Raw genomic sequence first — 20750 nt, 5'->3', positions numbered from 1 at the left:
CCTCTTATTGTCCATGGTTTACATGGAAAGCATGAGCGTGAATGTCTCCCCGAATCCTCACGCTCAAAACAACAAGTTAGTGAGGAAAATACATTCCGAAGAGTTTTATGATAAAAACAACATAAAACAATATCATTATAAAATTGTTTTATGTTGTTTTTATTTTATCTGGTGTAAAGTCTCTGCTGTTATGTAACTTTTCAAAGTTTCTAATCCTATTATAAACAATTATCTGACTTTTGTGAACAGAAAGAATTCAAAAATTTTATATTACTATAAAATCCCTTATTTAAACATTTGTATAATACTCATAACCGCATAGGCAATTCCAGCCCCAATTAACGGACCAACAGCAACCCCATTAAATAACGCAACCGCTATAATTGTCCCAAAAACAAGCGCAGTTGTAATATGAGGATCCGTTGTCAACAATTGCACGCCGCCTTTCGCTAACAAAGCGACTGCTACACCTGAAGCTAAAGCAATCCACGCATAATACGATTTCGCCGCTTCTCCAAGTTGTTTAAAACCTATTTCCCCCGTCGCAATCGGTACTAGCACCGCTATTGTAATGACCGTTACACCTAGGTTAATTCCTTTCGTTTGTAAATAAGGAAAGACCTTATCTCCTAAAAACGTAAATTTTAATAGAAATAACACCCCAATAGCTACAGTAAGCGATTGGTTTTTAGCAATAAGTCCTATAATAAGTAGTATGAATAAAAATAACGTTGACTGACTAATCATGTTTACACTTCCTTTCTGAAAATAATGAACTCATTTCCAAACAAAAATACCTTTAAACCTATCGTTATACATGCTATACAGATGCCTATTTATCGATAACACCTTCAATTTTTTATACATTCTAAAAAGAGACTTTCACCAAAAAAATTTAAGCATGTATACATTTTTGAAAACAGTCGTCTCTTCTTTCTTTTCTAATAAGAAACAGGTAAAATAAAAAGAAGAGAAAATGAAGTTTTTACCATATAGTAGTAGCATCACGAATAGGCTTTCACAGCCATTCATATACCGAAAAAAGCAGGCTAAATCCATCATTCCACTATAACATAAAGTAACACTTTAATCAGTTGGGCATCTTCCACTGATTATTGGCCTTCATCAATTGGGCTTTGGCGGGAGATTTACTGCCGCTAAAGTAAGACTTTAATCAGCAGAGCACGCTAGTTATAAGTTGAACGAATTAGGATAATCCAAATCGGAATGGGAGGTATACATCTTTGAACCGAAACTTACTATATATGATATTGCGACTCATATTTGTCATTGTAGCAACGATAGCTGGGTTCTATGTATTACTATACATGTCAGGGCTTATCTATCCTTTTATTATCGCTTTTGCATTTGCTTATTTGATTAATCCTGTCGTCAATTTCCTTAATCAAAAACTACAATTTCCTCGCGCACTAGCAGTACTCGTTAGCTTAATTCTCGTATTTGGAGCTATCGTTGGACTTGTTACATATCTTGTGACTGAAGCAATATCTGCCACAACATACTTACTCCAACTTGTTACAGTAAAGTTTCCGGATATCGTTACATTCGCTCAGCAATTTGCACTTAATCATATTATGCCTCTCTACGATGATTTAATCTCTAAATTTAATCATCTTGGAGAACCACAGCGCTATACAATTACACAAAACATTCAAAACTTAGGAACAGAAGCAACAACACAAATGAAAGAACTTTTAACCGCCATTATAAGCGGATTAACAAATTTCATTAGTGCACTGCCAACAACGTTAACTGTCCTTGTATTCATTTTATTAGCCACTTTCTTCATTAGTTACGATTGGCACCGTCTTGCTCAAAAAACAAGAAAATTACTACCAAATCGTGTACATGGCTACGGAAAAACTATTTTTGTCGACTTAAAAAAAGCTTTATTTGGTTTTGTGAAAGCACAACTTACACTCGTATCTATGACAACCGTCATTGTACTGATCGGACTTTTAATATTACGCGTACCATACGCCATTACTATTGCGATTATTACAGGAGTTGTAGATTTACTACCATATTTAGGAACAGGCGCAGTCTTCGTTCCATGGGTTATATACGTATTTTTCACTGGCGATACCGCATTCGCCATTGGTCTTCTCATTTTATACATCGTCGTGATTGTCCAAAGACAAATTATGGAACCGAAAGTACTTTCATCTAACATCGGTCTCGATCCATTAGCAACACTCGTCGCTCTATTTGTCGGCTTTAAGCTTTTTGGCTTTTTAGGATTAATCATCGGTCCAGTCACCTTAGTACTACTTAATACATTACACAAAGCTAATGTCTTCCATGACTTGTGGAAATATATTAAAGGTTCACCTTCAAAATAAAAGTTTCTAATTCATATAAAAACAAGCTGTAATCAGTGGGAATTTCCCACTGATTATTCCTTTCACTTATTTTTTCACACTACTCACATGTAACAAGAGCATTACCCAGAAAAAGGATAATCCTCTTGTTTTTTTGCATAAAAAACACATTTTCTAATCAAAAATACATTTTTATTCTATTTTATATATATTTACTACTTACATTTATTACTTTTTATGTAAATGAATAAATATACAAAACCACATAGAATAAGGCTTCAACTAACAATCCCCACCTTTTATATGAAAGCAAAACTTTAATTCAGCTGCATTTCTCTCCATCTTATTCATCCAAATTAATAGTATTTAAAAATTACACGTTTAATCGAAGCACAACAAGAGTTCAAACGAAAATTATATAGCAAATATAATAAGCGGACGTTTTGTTCATCCCCACTCATCATTCGCCCCCACATCAGACACTTACGAGCAACCCAACTTTGAGATAGAAATCCCCCACAAATAGCGCAGTAAAGCGAAGCCTCAATCAGAAAACCCCTCTCCTCTTACAAGACAAAAAAATAGCACTTAGATCGTTATAATCTAAGTGCTACTTCTGAATGATAATAGTAGAGTTCTTTCTAAATTTCCATTCCATCCACTTCATAACAAGCGGCTTCAATAAAGCTCTCGTAATAGGGATCACGCAGATAAACCCTAGCACATCTGTCACATACCCAGGAAGCACCAAGAGAATACCTCCTACAAATACAAAAATACCATCTAGTACTGCCTCACCTGGCATTTCCCCTCTATTCAACTTAGATTGAATCTCTCCAAGCACTTTAAATCCTTGTCTTTTCGCCAAATACACACCTACAACACCTGTAAATACAATCATAGCGAACGTAGACCATAAACCTATTACATGACTTGATCCAATTAAGACCGTAATCTCAATCGCCGGTATTAAAATAAACAAGAATAGTAACCACTTCATAGTTCTACACCCCTCTCACAACTCACTTTTAACACCCTCACAACGCCTATATACATCATACGAAATATAGATACCCTTTCATACTAAAACTCATAACAAACCGCTTTTAAAAGCAATTCTAGGCGCTTTAAACTAATTCTATCTCGTTTTTGTGTAAAAAAAAGAGAAGGACTCCGATCCTTCTCTCCGTATTACTTATAGCACTTCCGCATGTCCATTATAAACAATTCCGCGTGCTGCATCAACTGTTACTTCTTGGCCATTTTTTAAAGTTGCTGTTACGCCGTTTACACCAACGATAACAGGAATACCGATTGATACGCCTACAACAGCCGCATGGCTTGTTAAGCCACCTTCTTCTACAACTAAAGCAGCAGCTTTTTCGATTGCAGGAATCATATCTTTATCAGTACTTGTTGTAACAAGGATATCACCTTCATTTACGTTCGCTACAGCTTCAGCAGCTGTTTTTGCTACAACTACTTTACCTTTTGCAGCTTTACGACCGATTCCTTGTCCTTTAGCAACTTCTTCACCAACAACGTGGATTTTCATTAAGTTTGTTGTTCCAGTTTCAGCAACTGGAACACCAGCAGTAATTACTACAGTATCTCCAAGTCCGATTAGACCTGCATCCATACCTGTTTGAATTGCTGTATCTAACATTTCGTCAGTTGAAGCTGCGCGCTTCTCAGCCATAAACGCTTGTACACCCCAAACAAGCGCAAGACGACGCCCTACTTGCTCGTCAGATGTTACAGCTACAATTGGAGATTTTGGACGGTATTTAGAGATCATTTTCGCAGTATGTCCACTTTCTGTTGGAGCTACGATTGCAGCTACATCAAGAGCAAGTGCTGTATGCGCAACAGATTGGCTAATTGCATCTGTAATTGTTGGAGTGAACTCTTTAATACGTTTTTTGAACATATCTTCGTATTGTAATGATTTTTCAACACGTACTGCAATGTTAGCCATCATTGTTACTGCTTCTACCGGATATTGACCAGCAGCTGTTTCACCTGAAAGCATGATTGCATCTGTACCATCGAAGATTGCGTTAGCTACGTCACTTGCTTCCGCACGAGTTGGACGTGGGTTACGTTGCATAGAGTCTAACATTTGTGTCGCAGTAATAACTGGTTTACCTAACACGTTACATTTTTTGATTAGACGTTTTTGTACTAATGGTACTTCTTCTGGTGGAATTTCTACACCCATATCACCACGAGCTACCATTAAACCGTCAGAAACTTCTAAGATTGAATCGATGTTGTCGATACCTTCTTGGTTTTCGATTTTCGGTACGATTTGGATGTATTGAGCACCATGCTCTTCTAATAATTCACGGATTTCTAATACGTCAGACGCTTTACGTACGAATGAAGCTGCGATGAAATCAACTTTTTGCTCGATACCGAAGATGATATCTTTTACGTCTTTTTCAGTGATACCAGGAAGCTTAATGCTTACGTTTGGTACGTTAACACCTTTTTTATTTTTTACAGTTCCGCTGTTAAGAACTTTTGTACGGATGTTTCCATCAGCTTTTTCGATTACTTCTAGTTCGATAAGACCGTCATCGATTAGAATGCGAGAACCTGGGTCTACATCGTCATAAAGACCAGCATAAGATACAGAGAACTTCTCTGCAGTACCTAATACTTGCTCAGTAGAAAGAACTACTTCTGCACCTGTTACAAGCTCAGCTTGTCCGTCTACGAAGTCGTGAGTACGGATTTCTGGACCTTTTGTATCAAGTAAGATACCAACTGTTTTACCAGTTTTCTTTGAAGCTTCACGAATGTTTTTAATACGAGCTCCGTGCTCTTCATGGCTACCATGAGAGAAGTTTAAACGAGCAACGTTCATACCTGCTTCGATTAATTGCTCTAATTTTTCAATACTTTCACTAGCAGGACCTATAGTACATACAATTTTAGTTTTACGCATATTGCACCTCCGAAAATTATGAAACCGTTCCCAAATATCTGACATTACGTCAATTAGATGGATAATTCTTTAGATAATTGATACATATCTTTATCGATTGTATGCTTTTGAGCTAACGCTTCGATAATATCATGATCAACAAGTTTGTTATCTTGAATACCTACACAACGTCCACCTTTACCAGCAATTAATAATTCAACTGCTCTTGCGCCAAGACGACTTGCTAATACACGGTCTTGTGCACTTGGTGATCCACCACGTTGTACGTGACCTAATACAGTTACACGAGTATCAAAGTTTGTTGCTTCTTCAATGTGCTTACCGATGTCAATTGCACTTCCAACACCTTCAGCTACAACGATAATACTGTGTTTTTTACCACGTTCACTACCACGCTTCAGACGAGCGATAACATCATCCATGTCATACTCTTCTTCTGGAATTAAGATTGTTTCTGCACCATCAGCTAAACCAGCCCATAATGCGATATCACCAGCGTGACGTCCCATTACTTCGATAACATATGTACGTTCATGAGATGTAGCTGTGTCACGGATTTTATCAATTGCATCAATAACAGTGTTTAAAGCTGTATCGAAACCAATTGTGAAGTCTGTTCCAGGGATATCATTGTCGATTGTACCTGGTACACCAACACACGGGAATCCTTGTTCAGTTAATTTTTTAGCGCCTTGGTAAGAACCATCTCCACCAATAACAACAAGTCCTTCGATACCATGTTTCTTTAATTGCTCGATACCTTTTAGTCGTACTTCTGGGTCTTTAAACTCAGGACATCTTGCTGTATATAATTTCGTACCACCGCGGTGGATAATATCGCCAACAGAACCAAGTTCTAATTTTTCAATGTGACCAGAAATTAATCCAGCGTATCCATGGTAAATACCATATACTTCAATATCATGGAAAATCGCTTTACGAACAACTGCACGAATGGCAGCATTCATACCAGGTGAATCTCCACCACTTGTTAATACACCAATACGTTTCATTTGTACTCACCTCATAAAGATTATTTGCCTTATAATAAAATAACACGAAAAAATATAAAAACACAATGGAGAAGATGTGTCTTTTCATAATAAAAACGTGCATTCGCGAAGAGGAACGCACGCTTTTCTTATTTTATCCCAATGGAAGCGTTTGAAAACGAAACTTGCCCAATTTTCATATATTTTTCATAACGTTTTTCGATTAATTCATCTTTCGAAATTCCGTTTAATTGTTCAAAAGTTTTTCTAATCATTAAATCTATATTTTCTGACTGTTTTGAAAGATTACGGTGAGCTCCACCTTTTGCCTCTGGAATAATTTCATCAATTACACCTAATTCTTTCAAATCTGCTGCTGTAATTTTCATTGCCTCTGCAGCTTCCTTTGCTTTTCCTGCATCTTTCCAAAGAATTGCCGCTGCACCCTCTGGTGTAATAACAGAATAAGTGGAATTTTCTAGCATATGAATGTAATCTCCCACTCCAAGGCCTAGCGCACCGCCACTACCACCTTCACCGATAACGATACAAATAACAGGTACAGTTAAACCTGCCATTTCAAATAAATTGCGGGCGATAGCTTCACTTTGACCACGTTCTTCAGCAGCTTTACCAGGATAAGCCCCTTTCGTATCAATGAAACAAATAATAGGACGATTGAACTTTTCCGCCTGCTTCATTAAGCGTAATGCTTTTCGATATCCTTCTGGATGAGGCATTCCAAAGTTACGGCGAATATTTTCTTTCGTATCTTTTCCGCGCTGATGCCCAATTACAGTTACAGGCATCCCTTTATATTTCGCAATGCCGCCGACAATCGCTGCATCATCGCCAAATAGACGATCTCCATGACATTCGAAAAAATCAGTAAATAAGTGCTCAATATAATCGAGCGTTGTCGGTCGTTCTGCATGACGAGCAATTTGAACACGGTCCCATACTTTCAGATTACCGTATATATCTTCCTCTAAATTTTCTAGCTTGTCTTCCAAAATACGAATCTCCTCACTGAAGTCCATCTGGCTGTTTTTCGTATAGTCTTTCAGTTCACGAATCTTATTTCTTAGCTCAACAACTGGTTTTTCAAATTCTAGCTCTGCCATACAGCCATTCCCCCTCCTTGATGAACTTCTAAAATCTTGCGAAGCGATTCTCTCATATCATCACGATGCACCACCGCATCTAATTGACCATGATCTAGTAAGAATTCTGCCGTTTGGAAATCTTCCGGTAGTTTCTCACGCACCGTTTGTTCAATTACACGTCTACCAGCAAATCCGATAAGTGCACCTGGTTCTGCAAGATTATAATCACCAAGTGAAGCGAAACTCGCTGAAACCCCGCCCGTCGTTGGGTGAGTCATAACAGAAATAAATAATCCTCCTGCATTACTATGCTTTTTCAAAGCTACGCTTGTTTTTGCCATTTGCATTAAACTTAATATCCCTTCTTGCATACGGGCACCACCCGAAGCAGTAAAGATAATAAATGGAACTTGTAAGTCGTACGCCTTTTCAACCGCACGGGCGATTTTTTCTCCTACCACAGAGCCCATGCTCCCCATTCGAAAACGAGAATCCATTACTGCAACAACAACAAGCATGTCATCAATTGTTCCTTCACCAGTTACAACCGCTTCGTTTAATTCAGTCTTCTTACGATCGCTCTCTAGTTTCTCTTCATAACCTGGAAACTCGAGTGGATTTAATGAAACCATTTCTTTGTCATACTCACGGAATGACCCTTCGTCCAATATACTATCAAGACGTTCCCATGCATTCATAGGATGATGATATCCACAATTCACACATACTTTTAAATTTTTTAGAAGTTCTTTCGTATACATGATTTTTTTACATTCCGGACATTTTGTCATAACGCCATCTGGTACATCTTTTCGTACTTGTTCTGAAGGTATTGCAGCGTACTTTTTCTTTTTCACGAATAAATCTCTTAGCACAATTTGACCCCCTTCGTTGAGAGCTAAGGTTAGCGTAAGAAGAAAATGGGGCTAACACCAAAGTTTGATGTTAGCCTTATCTTCTCAATCTGTCTAATAACCTCACTCTTTACGTTTAACTTTAACCGCTAAGCGGTAGAATGTTTGTCATAACGTGTCATGGTCATTTCGACAAATTTTATACATTACGAGTGAAACTGTATATTCTCTACTAATTCATCGTAAATTTTTAGTGCATCATTTTCTTGTTTTTCTTCCAAAGTAGCATAAAGCTTTCTATACATATCGATAGAATTTCTTGAAACTTTACAAGAAAGAGTTGCTACGTAATCATTTACGATCATCCAAATGCGATATAGTAAATAATTATCGACTTGTTCAATAAGTGTTTTAAAGAACGTTTGATGAAGCGTTGGGATTGAGTTTTCATTTCCTTCAAGTACTTGGTGTAATCTACTTAGTACTTTAGAAAACGTTTCTTTCGGTAAATTACATACAATTCGAATCATATCTTTCTCAAGCAATCGTTTCGTTTGTAATAAATCACGAATTGTTTTCTCATCTTGCAGTAAGAACGGAGCAATTAATTGTACAAGGCCGTTATCATAAAAGTTTCGAATAAATGTCCCTTCACCACGTCTCGTTTCAATCAATCCTACCAGTTCTAAAGCACGCAATGCTTCTCTTACAGAGGAACGTCCTACGTTTAAGCGTGAACTTAACTCACGCTCAGACGGCAAACGATCCCCCGCTACCAATCCATCCTCTTCCATAATGGAACGGATTTTTTTTACAATTTCGAGATATACTTTTGTATTTGATGATGTCAATGGAAATTCCTCGCTTATTCTTTACCAATCAGCGCTAATTGTTTTGTTTTTTCAGCGATCTCATTTGGATCTACTTGACGGCGAGCTACTCCTGTTTCCATTGCTGCTTTTGCAACGTAAGCCGCTACTTGAGGCGCTACACGCGCGTCAAATGGTGCCGGAATGATATAGTCTGCATTCAACTCATCTTCTGCTACAAGCTCAGCAATAGCCTGTACAGCTGCCATCTTCATTTCTTCGTTAATTTGTGTCGCATGTACGTCAAGTGCACCGCGGAAAATACCAGGGAACGCCAGTACATTATTTACTTGGTTCGGGAAGTCAGAACGACCTGTTCCAACAACAGCTGCGCCCGCTGCTTTTGCCAATTCTGGCATAATTTCTGGAACCGGATTCGCCATTGCAAAAATAATCGCATCGTCATTCATTGTACGAACCATCTCTTCTGTTAATGCACCTTCTGCGGATACACCAATGAATACGTCCGCACCATGTACAACATCAGCTAAAGAACCTTCTATACGATTCTTATTTGTATATTTTGCAACTTCATCCTTCACCGGATTCATACCTGTAGGACGACCATCATAGATTGCCCCTTTACGGTCACACATAATAATGTCGCGTACACCATAGCGATATAAAAGTTTAATAATTGCAATACCTGCTGCACCTGCGCCATTTGCGACAACTTTAATGTCAGACATTTTCTTTCCAACTAATTTCAGTGCATTTACAAGACCTGCTACTGTTACGATAGCTGTTCCGTGTTGATCATCATGGAAGATAGGAATATTTGTTTCTTTTTTCAAACGCTCTTCAATAATGAAGCAGTTTGGTGCTGCGATATCTTCTAAGTTAACGCCGCCAAAAGTTGGCTCCATTAATTTTACAGTTTCAACAATTTTATCTACATCGTTTGTATTTAAGGCAATCGGGAATGCATCTACACCAGCAAAGCTCTTGAATAATACAGCTTTACCTTCCATTACTGGAAGAGATGCTTCAGGTCCAATGTTACCAAGACCAAGTACAGCTGTTCCGTCTGTCACAACTGCTACCATATTTCCCTTCATCGTATATTCATATACCTTACTTTTATCGTCATAAATTTCTTTACAAGGTTCTGCAACCCCTGGAGAATATGCAAGACTTAAATCTTTTGCATTTTCTACTTTTACTTTTGATACAGTTTCTAATTTTCCTTGATGCACTTTATGCATGTGAAGTGCTTCTTCACGAAGTGTTGACAAACTATCCACTCTCCTCAAATTATTCTTGCTGATATCAATTTCTCCAAGTGGTCTGACCACGAACACTACTACTATAATAATCGAAGTGTAGGGAAATTGTCCATTATATTTTCACAACTACATTTTCTTCCCCGACAATTTCACGAAGTGCTCCTAAACATTCTTCACTTGGATGAATCGATAAACTCCGAGATAATTGTACCATTTTATGTTCCTTTTCATAATAAATTAGTACTTTCGCAAAACCTGAATAGTCGAACAATATTTTCGTAACCTGATTTAAAAGCTTTTTCTCATACTGAGACGGCAATTTCACGTAAACAGATGCGTCTTTCTTTTCTTCATAAACATCCATTTCCTCTAGCGGATATAGACCATTTACAATCCATTGCAGCTTATGATTTCTTAGCTCAATCGTACCGTCAACTAAAACAATTGCTCCTTCTTGTAACTTGTCCGAGAAATGTATATACGTTTCCGGGAAGAGGACTGCTTCCATTTCATCATTTTGATCACAGAATGTAATAAATGCCATCTTTTGAAACTTTTTCGTACGAATCACTCTCACACTTGTTATATACACAATAGCTCTTTGTACTTTTTTCTTGTGTCGCATCGCCTGAGCGAGAGATGGAATTTCTAATTCTTTTGCTAACTTTACATACTGCGCTGTCGGATAACTTGATAAATAAAAGCCAAGTGCTTCCTTCTCTTTATTTAGTTGTTCAATAAAAGATAGCTCTTCTCCTTGTACGTATTTTGATTTTGGAACAGCATCTCCTAAATCACGTGCGAGATTCGCGTACTCTAATGCCCCTTTAATACTTTTCCATAAATTCGTTCTCGAAACACCAAAATCATCAAAACATCCGGACCAGACGAAAGCTTCTAAATTGCGCTCCGTCACAAACTTTGACGGCATACGGAGACAAAATTCAAACAAATCTTCGAACATTTTTTTCTTTCGTTCTTCTAATAATGCCGTCACTGTAGCCATTCCAATATTTCGGATCGAAAGTAAACTGTAACGTATCGCATTCCCTTCTATTTGGAAGTTGTAACCACTTCTCTGAAGAGACGGCGGCAAAACGTGAAAGCCTTTCCGCTTCGTTTCTCGTATATACTGTACAATTTTATCTTCATTTCCAATTGCACTTGATAATAATGCCGTCATAAATTCCAGCGTATAGTTCGCTTTCAAATAGGCAAGCTGATATCCGATCATACTGTAAGCTACAGCGTGACTTCGGTTAAAACCGTAATTCGCAAATCTTACAATTAAATCATAAATTTTCTCAGCAGACGTCTCATCATAACCATTTTGCAAACACCCTTGAACAAAATGCTTACGTTCCTGATCTAAAATATCACGATTTTTTTTACTCACTGCACGGCGCAGTAAATCTGCTTCTCCGAGCGAAAACCCTGCTAACTTCGATGCAATTTGCATAATTTGTTCTTGGTATACAATGACGCCGTATGTTCTTTCTAAAATTGGCTTTAAATCCGGATGTAAATATTCAATTTTTCTTTTTCCATGTTTCGATTCAATAAAGGTTGGTATCTGTTCCATCGGCCCCGGTCTGTATAACGAGTTAACAGCTACGATATCTTCAAACTCATTCGGTTTTAACCCGCGAAGTACATTTCGCATACCACCTGACTCAAGCTGGAATACACCTGTTGTATCCCCTCTCCCTAATAATTGGAACGTCTTTTCATCTTGAAGAGGTAAGTTTCTTATATCGATTTCTTTCCCTGTTTTGTTCGCGATAAATTTTATAATATTTTCAAGTAACGTTAAATTACGTAACCCTAAAAAGTCCATCTTAAGCAACCCAAGTTCTTCTAGCGCATCAGCTGGATATTGCGTAACATAAACATCGTTATGTCCTTCTTGAATTGCTACACTGCCTGTTAACGGTTCTTGACTCATAATAACGCCAGCCGCATGAATAGACGTATGACGTGGTAAACCTTCTACACGTTCTGCGATTTCAAACACACGCTCATGCAGAAGATTCCCTTGTATAAACTCACGAAGTGATTGTGATTCTTCATATGCATCTTTTAACGTTATACCGAGCTTTGATGGGATAAGTTTTGAAAATATATCAATATCTCGTGGCGGAAGCCCCATTACGCGGGCAATGTCTCTAATTGCTGCTTTTGCTGCAAGCGTACCAAACGTTACAATTTGCGCAACACGAAGCTGACCGTATTTATCTTTCACATAGCGAATCATCTCATCACGTCTTATGTCTGGAAAATCAATATCAATATCGGGAAGCGTCACACGTTCAGGATTTAAAAACCTTTCAAATAATAGATCGTATTCAATCGGATCAATATCTGTAATTTCTAATACGTATGAGACGAGTGAACCAGCTGCCGATCCACGACCTGGTCCTGTTAAAATATGATTTTCATGTGCATACTTCATAAAATCCCATACGATGAGGAAATAATCACTAAATCCCATACGAGAAATAACATTTAATTCATGATTTAAACGCTTTATATGCACTTCTTTCGGCGCACCATATCGTTTCCGCAAACCTTCTTCACAAACACGACGCAAGTATATATCACTCGTTTCGTTAGACGGAACAGGAAACTTCGGAAGTTGATTTACATGGAACGGTATTTCTACTTGGCAACGCTCTGCAATTTTTATTGTATTTTGGATTGCTTCCGGCGCATGGGAAAATAGTGCTTCCATTTCATCCGATGATTTTAAATAATATTGATCTGTTTTCAGCCTCGGCCTATCTGGATCAGTCATTTTCGTTCCACTTTCAACAGATAGTAAACATTCGTGAACAAGTGCGTCACTTTGATTGATATAACGCACATCGTTTGTTGCAACGACTGGAATATTAACCCTACTAATAAATTCAGGTAGCTTCTCTTGTAAAAGCAACTCATCTTGAATTGCATGATGCTGCAAACTCATATAAAAATGGCCGAACATATTTTGATATGTTCGAGCTACTTCTTCAGCCTGACTCTCATTGTCTTCTAGTAATAATTGCTCAATTTCGCCATCTTTACCTGGTGAAATAGCAATTAATCCTTTCGCATAATGCGCAAGCCACTTCTTAGGGATACCTTCTTTGGACTTTGTCATAATACTGCTAGAAATCTTTAATAAATTTTGGTAGCCTATTTCATTCTCAGCAAGTAATACAAGCGGATAAGACCTTTCTTCTTCTTCACTAAAAATAGAAGCGGTTAATCCAATAACAGGCTGTATACCATGTTTCTTACATGCTTTATAAAACGGAATAACGCCATACATAACATTTTCATCCGTAATAGCCAGCGATGAGAAACCAAGTTCTTTCGCCCTGACTACAAGCTCATCAATTTTACAAGCACTTTTTAATAAACTAAAAACGGTTTGACATTGTAAATGCACAAACTTCACTGTTGTACCCTCTCTTTACCTATTTGACTACTTTTATTATAGGTGATGAGGAAAGCGGAAATCAAAACATACTTCTTATACTTTGTCCATATATATGAAGAAGAAAGGGGAATGACGATGGATGTAAGAGAACATACTTTTTTCTCTCTGCTTATTATTAGTTATTTTATTGCCTTTGGGGTTATACTTGGCGGTTCATTAATTGGTGGATTTGGTGCATTTCTTATCGGAAAACCAGCTCTAACTTACATTAATCAATTCGCCCAAAATTTAAGAATTTGGGCACTCGTTGCAGCAATCGGCGGAACATTCGATACCTTTTATAGCTTTGAAAGAAGTTTCTTTGGCGGAGATATGAAAGATATCGTAAAACAAATTCTCCTTATTTTTTTCGCAACTGGTGGTATGCAAACAGGTCTCATTATTATTAAATGGCTAACGCAGGAACATGTATGAGAGTACCAAGTGCCAATACAGCAAAAAGATGGTACTTAGTATTAGCTGGTGCTGCTGTTGGAGGCGTGTTGAGCTGGTTTATTTTTTTGTACATATACGGTGTTTTTCAAGAAGAACAAGCTAGTAAAATAGCAGAACAAAGAGAAATTATAGAAAAACAAGAAGCAAAACTCCACGTCCTTCTCGAAGATCAAGAAAAATTGAACACTGAAAATAAACGGCTCTTAACCATTCAAGAGATTAAAATAAAACTTATCAATCGAGAAAAATACGATTTAGACAATCTTACACTCGAAAATATGACTACATCTATCCATAATGATCTCCAGCATCTTTTAACGAAAAACATTCAAAGTATCGCAAAAAATAAAGACCTACTCAAAAAGGTAATCGAAAACAAGACGTACAAACATTACGATCGGCTATACCGTTTTAAAGTCGATACAATATCTTTTGATACAGTGCTTGAAATTAGCATTACTATAGAGAAAGAAAAATAAAGAAGGAGGGCTTTAGCGCCGCTCCTTCTTTTCGTTCTAACATATACTCTCTTATTTACAAATCTCACGTAAATCAGCAAAAAGACGATCCGCTTCTTCCCAAGAAGATGCCTTCGCACCAGAAGCCATCGGGTGTCCTCCGCCGTTATATTGCATTGCTAATTTGTTTATAACTGGTCCTTTTGAACGAAGACGAACACGAATTACGTCGTCTTCCTCTAAAAATAGAACCCACGCCTTTAATCCATCAATATTGCCAAGTGCTCCAACAACACCAGATGCTTCAGAAGAAAGTACATCAAACTCTTCTAATACTTCTTTCGTTAATTTAATGTAAGCTGCTCCTTCTTCTACCATCGTAAAGTTTTGTAAAATATAACCGTTTAAACGAGCAATTTTTTCTTTTGTCTTATACATTTCATTGTATAAATCTGTGAATTTCACACCCATATCAACAAGCTCACTTACGTAACGAAGTGTTTTTGCTGTTGTATTCGGGAATAAGAAACGACCTGTGTCCCCAACAATTCCAGCTAAAATAAGGCGAGCTGCTTCTTTTGTTATTTTTAATCCTTTATCTTTTCCATACGTGTAAAACTCATAAATCATTTCACTTGTAGAACTCGCTGCCGTATCTACCCACGTAATATCTCCATATGGATCTTCATTTGGATGATGATCAATTTTAATTAACATCTTCCCTTTTTTATAGCGTTGATCGTCAACACGTTCTTGATTCGCAGTATCACAAACGATAACAAGCGCATTTTCGTATACACTATCTTCAATATCATCCATTACTCTTAAGTACGCTAACGACGGTTCATTGTACCCAACCGTATAAATATTTTTCTCTGGAAACGATTCTTGTAGAATTGTACCAAGGCCACCCTGTGAACCTAATGCATCTGGGTCCGGACGCACGTGGCGATGAATAATAATTGTATCAAACTCTTTAATTGCTCCTAAAATTTGCTCATGCATATGTATAATCTCCTTTTTAATCAACTTCTTCGCTTTATCCTCCATTATAACGGAAAGTATTTCATACATGCGAACAATTGCTTTATAATAGAAGTTAGAAAGTTTAGATATTTCTTTTTCTTTTCTATTATTTTTCACAAAGCGATGGGAGTGTTCATTATGCCAGTATTAGTCTTCTGTATTATCGTCTCATTTATGTTGTACCTCTTTTACAAAACAAAATACTTTCGTACAAACCGCCCAATGGAAAAAGGTTGGCTCTCAGGAAAATCCGCAATGGCACTCGGTTCATTCGTTTTATTTTTCGGGGTAAACCAATTCTTTTTAGAACTTTCAACCGCTCGTATTATCGTTGGTATTTTATTCGTTCTATTTGGTAGTGCAAGTGTATTTAATGGGTTTCGCCAATACAAACACTTCTTACCATTAGCAGTTAAAGAAGCCGAAGTCTATGAAGCAACATAAAAAAAGCATCAATATTGTGATGCTTTTTTACGACCCTTAACTTTCAAAATCATATATGCAACAAATGCAGATGGTATATTAAATGGGTTACCTTGTACGTGAAAATGTAATTGTTCTTCTCCAAAAGACATTTTTTCATATAGCTCTCGCTGAGATAATCCTGTCTTTTCCTTTTTTTCATGTAAACCTTGTAAATATAAATATTGGATCGGTATCATTACAAGAAAGTAAAATAGTGCGATACTACCAAAAAAGAGTACGGCTGACGACATAATGTATACCACCTTCCAGAAATCCATTTTCTTACAATATAATCATAACACAATATATACCAAAATTAAATTACTATTCTGTCTTTTATCGTGTTACTTTTCCACTCCATCCCATACATATTTCACTAAAACTCTCATCTAAAATCATGCCTTTCAAATTTAAAACAACAAAAAAAAATGGAACAAATCAAAACGATTTGTTCCATCTTTTTATTTATCAATTAACTGAACCATAAGTAATGCTTTTCCAACGACATTACCTTCATGATGCACCTCTACATCGACCTTACCAAATTTACGCCCGATTTCTAATACTTTCGGATGAACGGATACAACATTATCAATTTGAACCGGCTTCACGAAATAAATTGTTAAGTTTTCAACAATTAAATCGCTTTTCTTTTGCGCACGAATGACGCGATTTGTCGCTTCTGTCACAATTGTTGCAAATACACCGTACGATAACGTTCCGATTGAATTCGTCATTTGCGGCGTCACCGAAAATTGATATAGATGCTCATTTTTCGCTTCTTTTGGCGTCATAAATTGATTCGTTACGATATCATCAATTGTTTCTCCAACTTGTGGCTGACGTTGAATCATTTGCAGTGCCTGAAGTACATCTTGACGGCTAATGATACCTTGCAGTTTATTTCCTTCCTCAACGACAGGAAGTAATTCAATTCCTTCCCACACCATCATACGTGCCGCAGCTGCGACAGACATTTTACCATTCACTGTAATTGGGTGCTTTGTCATTACTTTATCAATTGGTGTTTCTTTCGCTACACCGATCATGTCTTTTGAAGTTACGATTCCTAGCACTTTTTTATTTTCATCGACAATTGGATATCTTCCGTGCATTGTCTCTTCGTTATATGCATGCCATTGCTGTACTGTATCATGTGGCTTTAAATATAACGTTTCTTCAATTGGTGTTAAAATATCCTCAACAAGTACAATTTCTTTCTTAATCAGTTGATCATAAATTGCACGGTTAATTAACGTTGCGACCGTAAATGTATCGTAGCTACTTGAAATAATCGGCAGCTTTAATTCGTCTGCTAATTTCTTCACATGATCTTCCGTATCAAATCCACCCGTAATTAATACAGCGGCTCCAGTTTCTAGCGCTAATTGATGTGCATTCGTACGGTTACCAATAATGAGTAAATTCCCAGCTTCTGTATAGCGCATCATCGCTTCTAATTTCATAGCTCCGATTACAAATTTATTTAATGTTTTATGTAGTCCTTCTCTGCCTCCAAGTACTTGACCGTCGACAATGTTAACGACTTCTGCATATGTCAGTTTTTCGATATTCTCTTTCTTCTTTTGTTCAATTCGAATTGTTCCGACACGTTCAATTGTACTAACATATCCTTTATTTTCTGCATCTTTAATTGCACGGTAAGCTGTCCCTTCACTTACACTCAAATCTTTCGCAATTTGTCTTACAGAAATTTTATGGCCTACTGGCAGGCTATTAATATGTTCTAAAATTTGGTTATGCTTGGTAGCCAAATGGTTTCACCATACTTTCTTTTCCCTAAATTCTTCATGTGTTGTACTTTCAGTATACTATATTTTCAAAACTGTTACACTCTCTCTTTGCATACCTGTACTATTTTTTTTATAACAAAATGAACCTTACATTCCACCAGTCATTCTATTACAACAATGTAATGCTATTGTCATCTCATTCGATAGTTCGCCCACTTGATTCCCTATACAATGAAGACAAGAAATAAAACAAAGGAGCGTACACATGATGAAAAAATTTTTAGAGGTTGTAGGTGCTATATTTTTAGCTTTCGTAGATGGGAAAAAAGTTGCAATGGAATTGAATGAAACACCTGAACAACCACGTACAAAAAGAAAAGAATCACCAAAACAAATACAAGCATTAAAAGCTGTCCTACACACGTAAAAAACCCTTCACTTTTCTTTTCAAATGAAGGGTTTCTTTTCTATAGTGTAATACTTTCTCCAGCTTCTAATACTTTCCCTGTACAATTTTGTAGCTTTTCTACAAATTGATATGGATCTTGTTCAATAACTGGGAACGTATTGTAATGCATCGGTACAACAGTTTTCGAATTAATCCATTTTGCCGCTAGTACAGCATCTTCTGGTCCCATTGTGAAATTATCACCAATTGGTAAAAATGCTAGATCAACTTTATTTAATTCCCCAATTAACTTCATATCAGAGAATAGTGCAGTATCTCCTGCGTGGTACACTGTTTTCTCTTCTGCTGTAAATAAAATACCTGCTGGCATACCTGTATATGTAATCGTCTTATTTGCTTCATCAATATAACTAGAGCCGTGGAATGCTTGTGTAAACTTCACTTTTCCAAAGTCAAATTCATGTGAACCACCAATATGCATCGGATGTGTATTTACACCTTGCCAACTTAAAAATGTTGCTAGTTCAAATGGCGCTACAACAACTGCATTATTTTTCTTCGCAAGTTCTACTGTATCTCCAACATGATCACCGTGTCCATGCGATAAAAGGATTGCATCCACTTTTACATCTTCAGCTTTTAAATCTGTTTTCGGATTACCTGTTAAAAACGGGTCAATTAAAATAACTTTTCCATTCGCCTCAATTTTCACAACTGAATGTCCATGATAAGATACTTTCATTATTACATTCCTCCCCTATTCACATTCTCACTTTTTATTCTACATGATTTCTCTATTCCCTGTCTTTTCTAACATCTATTTACTTGTCATAACGCTTTCTTCCGAGTTAAAGTTATATTTGTAATTAAATATCTCGGGGGTGCCAATCGATGAATGCTAGATTAGAAAATTTAATGCAATGGCTAAAAGAAAAAAACGTAGAAGCTGCGTTCTTAACTTCTACACCGAACGTCTTCTACATGACGAACTTCCACTGTGAACCGCATGAAAGATTACTTGGTATGTTTGTATTCCAAGAAAAAGAACCTATTTTAATTTGTCCTAAAATGGAAGAAGGTCAAGCACGTAACGCTGGCTGGGCACATGAAATTATCGGATTTACTGATACTGACAGACCATGGGATATGATTGCAAAAGCAATTAAAGACCGCGGCATCAATGCAAATGCAGTTGCAATTGAAAAAGAACATTTAAACGTAGAGCGCTACGAAGAATTAACGAAATTATTCCCAAATGCAGCTTTCAAATCAGCTGAGGAAAAAGTTCGCGAACTTCGTTTAATTAAAGATGAAAAAGAACTTTCTATTTTACGCGAAGCAGCTAAAATGGCGGACTACGCTGTTGAAGTTGGTGTAAATGCAATTAAAGAAAACCGTAGCGAGCTAGAAGTATTAGCAATTATTGAACACGAATTAAAAACAAAAGGCATACATAAAATGTCATTTGATACGATGGTATTAGCGGGTGCAAACTCTGCTCTTCCACACGGTATTCCTGGTGCAAACAAAATGAAGCGCGGTGATTTCGTACTATTTGATTTAGGTGTAATCATTGAAGGTTATTGCTCTGATATTACACGTACAGTAGCATTCGGTGAGATTTCTGAAGAGCAAACTCGCATTTACAACACTGTACTTGCTGGACAACTACAAGCAGTTGAAGCATGTAAACCAGGTGTTACACTTGGCGCAATCGACAACGCTGCTCGTTCTGTTATCGCAGATGCAGGTTACGGTGACTTCTTCCCGCACCGCCTTGGTCACGGACTTGGAATTAGCGTACACGAATATCCAGATGTAAAAGCTGGCAACGAGTCTCCATTAAAAGAAGGTATGGTCTTCACAATCGAGCCAGGTATTTACGTACCAAACGTAGGTGGCGTTCGTATTGAAGATGATATTTACATCACAAAAGACGGATCAGAAATTTTAACGAAGTTCCCGAAAGAATTACAATTTGTAAAATAACAAAAAAGGCAGCTTGGTTGCTGCCTTTTTCTATTTCTCTACTATTTCAAATTTCTCTACAATCATTTTTGCTGGATAACTTTCAAGTATTTGAGAAAACCATACTTTTATTTTATCCCCTGTTTTTAACTGTTTATATGCGTCTTTGTCCTTAAAGCTCAAGACTATATGTGATGGATGCTCTTTATTCATTTGTTGTTCTATATAATGTTGCAACTCTACTTTTGTTTCAAACGTTTTATCATCGGCAAAAAACACCGTGTCATTTCTTAATATGATATACCCTTCTTTAGGTACTTTTTTTACCTCTACTTGTTTTGTAGTGCACGCTGATAATATGATTAGAAATACACTTATAAACATTAATTTTTTCATATGCCTATTCATTTTT

General features: G+C 37.0%; 20 protein-coding genes. 6 read left to right on the top strand and 14 right to left on the bottom strand.

Going from position 1 to position 20750, the window contains the following annotated elements; translation table 11 throughout:
* Positions 1 to 285: 285 nt before the first annotated feature.
* Positions 286 to 747, bottom strand: coding sequence for a DUF441 domain-containing protein (locus ASE54_RS22345; RefSeq protein WP_000625507.1), 462 nt, complete (start codon positions 745 to 747; stop codon positions 286 to 288).
* A gap of 497 nt (positions 748 to 1244) precedes the next feature.
* Between ASE54_RS22345 and ytvI the strand changes: the two genes are divergently transcribed.
* A complete protein-coding gene (ytvI, locus tag ASE54_RS22340) occupies positions 1245 to 2363 on the top strand; it encodes a sporulation integral membrane protein YtvI (protein ID WP_001081375.1) in 1119 nt (372 codons plus the stop codon).
* 589 nt (positions 2364 to 2952) lie between these two features.
* On the opposite strand, the gene ASE54_RS22335 is transcribed toward ytvI, so the two are convergent.
* The 8 genes from ASE54_RS22335 to dnaE all read right to left on the bottom strand — a co-directional run bounded on the left by ASE54_RS22335 (position 2953) and on the right by dnaE (position 13781).
* Entirely contained in the window at positions 2953 to 3342 is a 390-nt protein-coding gene (locus ASE54_RS22335; protein WP_000871631.1) for an FxsA family protein, read from the bottom strand.
* Between the two features lie 195 nt (positions 3343 to 3537).
* On the bottom strand, positions 3538 to 5295 hold the full coding sequence (gene pyk, locus ASE54_RS22330; protein ID WP_001232667.1) for a pyruvate kinase: 1758 nt from the start codon (positions 5293 to 5295) through the stop codon (positions 3538 to 3540).
* Between the two features lie 53 nt (positions 5296 to 5348).
* Positions 5349 to 6308, bottom strand: coding sequence for a 6-phosphofructokinase (gene pfkA / locus ASE54_RS22325; RefSeq protein ID WP_000821157.1), 960 nt, complete (start codon positions 6306 to 6308; stop codon positions 5349 to 5351).
* A gap of 128 nt (positions 6309 to 6436) precedes the next feature.
* Positions 6437 to 7411, bottom strand: a complete 975-nt coding sequence (gene accA, locus ASE54_RS22320) for an acetyl-CoA carboxylase carboxyl transferase subunit alpha (RefSeq protein WP_000818789.1) — start codon at positions 7409 to 7411, stop codon at positions 6437 to 6439.
* Entirely contained in the window at positions 7399 to 8268 is an 870-nt protein-coding gene (gene accD / locus ASE54_RS22315; protein ID WP_000942858.1) for an acetyl-CoA carboxylase, carboxyltransferase subunit beta, read from the bottom strand. Before accD ends, accA begins: the two co-directional genes overlap by 13 nt.
* Positions 8269 to 8453: 185 nt before the next feature.
* A complete protein-coding gene (locus ASE54_RS22310) occupies positions 8454 to 9098 on the bottom strand; it encodes a GntR family transcriptional regulator (RefSeq protein WP_000204446.1) in 645 nt (214 codons plus the stop codon).
* A 14-nt stretch (positions 9099 to 9112) separates the two neighbouring features.
* A complete protein-coding gene (locus tag ASE54_RS22305; RefSeq protein WP_161635086.1) occupies positions 9113 to 10321 on the bottom strand; it encodes a malic enzyme-like NAD(P)-binding protein in 1209 nt (402 codons plus the stop codon).
* 133 nt (positions 10322 to 10454) lie between these two features.
* Entirely contained in the window at positions 10455 to 13781 is a 3327-nt protein-coding gene (gene dnaE / locus ASE54_RS22300) for a DNA polymerase III subunit alpha (RefSeq protein ID WP_000673722.1), read from the bottom strand.
* Between the two features lie 42 nt (positions 13782 to 13823).
* Here dnaE and ASE54_RS22295 point away from each other — a divergent pair, with 42 nt between their 5' ends.
* Together ASE54_RS22295 and ytrI are read left to right on the top strand one after the other, a co-directional pair.
* Positions 13824 to 14237, top strand: coding sequence for a YtrH family sporulation protein (locus tag ASE54_RS22295; protein ID WP_002005839.1), 414 nt, complete (start codon positions 13824 to 13826; stop codon positions 14235 to 14237).
* Positions 14234 to 14737 (top strand): sporulation membrane protein YtrI, encoded by a 504-nt coding sequence (gene ytrI, locus ASE54_RS22290; protein ID WP_001265736.1) that lies wholly within the window; start codon positions 14234 to 14236, stop codon positions 14735 to 14737. The genes ASE54_RS22295 and ytrI overlap by 4 nt, the downstream gene beginning before the upstream one ends.
* 51 nt (positions 14738 to 14788) lie before the next feature.
* On the opposite strand, the gene ASE54_RS22285 is transcribed toward ytrI, so the two are convergent.
* Positions 14789 to 15721, bottom strand: a complete 933-nt coding sequence (locus ASE54_RS22285; RefSeq protein ID WP_014895347.1) for a bifunctional oligoribonuclease/PAP phosphatase NrnA — start codon at positions 15719 to 15721, stop codon at positions 14789 to 14791.
* A gap of 159 nt (positions 15722 to 15880) precedes the next feature.
* On the opposite strand from ASE54_RS22285, the gene ASE54_RS22280 reads away from it, so the two are divergent.
* Positions 15881 to 16186, top strand: a complete 306-nt coding sequence (locus ASE54_RS22280) for a YtpI family protein (RefSeq protein WP_001144782.1) — start codon at positions 15881 to 15883, stop codon at positions 16184 to 16186.
* A gap of 8 nt (positions 16187 to 16194) precedes the next feature.
* On the opposite strand, the gene ASE54_RS22275 is transcribed toward ASE54_RS22280, so the two are convergent.
* Both ASE54_RS22275 and ASE54_RS22270 read right to left on the bottom strand, forming a co-directional pair.
* Positions 16195 to 16458, bottom strand: a complete 264-nt coding sequence (locus ASE54_RS22275; RefSeq protein ID WP_000093045.1) for a DUF3949 domain-containing protein — start codon at positions 16456 to 16458, stop codon at positions 16195 to 16197.
* 210 nt (positions 16459 to 16668) lie between these two features.
* On the bottom strand, positions 16669 to 17982 hold the full coding sequence (locus tag ASE54_RS22270) for a CBS domain-containing protein (RefSeq protein WP_000201579.1): 1314 nt from the start codon (positions 17980 to 17982) through the stop codon (positions 16669 to 16671).
* A 244-nt stretch (positions 17983 to 18226) separates the two neighbouring features.
* On the opposite strand from ASE54_RS22270, the gene ASE54_RS36460 reads away from it, so the two are divergent.
* A complete protein-coding gene (locus tag ASE54_RS36460; RefSeq protein ID WP_000976014.1) occupies positions 18227 to 18388 on the top strand; it encodes a hypothetical protein in 162 nt (53 codons plus the stop codon).
* Positions 18389 to 18428: 40 nt separating this feature from the next.
* Here the strand turns inward: ASE54_RS36460 and ASE54_RS22265 are convergent, their stop codons facing one another.
* Positions 18429 to 19112 carry a metal-dependent hydrolase gene (locus ASE54_RS22265; protein ID WP_000868923.1) on the bottom strand — a complete coding sequence of 228 codons (684 nt, stop codon included), beginning with the start codon at positions 19110 to 19112 and terminating at the stop codon, positions 18429 to 18431.
* A gap of 149 nt (positions 19113 to 19261) precedes the next feature.
* Here ASE54_RS22265 and pepQ point away from each other — a divergent pair, with 149 nt between their 5' ends.
* Positions 19262 to 20359 carry a Xaa-Pro dipeptidase gene (gene pepQ / locus ASE54_RS22260; protein ID WP_000994037.1) on the top strand — a complete coding sequence of 366 codons (1098 nt, stop codon included), beginning with the start codon at positions 19262 to 19264 and terminating at the stop codon, positions 20357 to 20359.
* A 30-nt stretch (positions 20360 to 20389) separates the two neighbouring features.
* On the opposite strand, the gene ASE54_RS22255 is transcribed toward pepQ, so the two are convergent.
* The gene (locus ASE54_RS22255; protein WP_001079383.1) at positions 20390 to 20746 is read right to left on the bottom strand and encodes a DUF3221 domain-containing protein; all 357 of its coding nucleotides are present in this window, start codon (positions 20744 to 20746) and stop codon (positions 20390 to 20392) included.
* Between the last annotated feature and the right edge of the window lie 4 nt (positions 20747 to 20750).

The organism is Bacillus sp. Root131, from assembly GCF_001429475.1.
Taxonomy (GTDB): Bacteria; Bacillota; Bacilli; order Bacillales; family Bacillaceae_G; genus Bacillus_A; species Bacillus_A thuringiensis_S.
The sequence above is the reverse complement of the archived record's forward strand: the minus strand, read 5'-3'. Positions and strand labels throughout refer to the sequence as shown.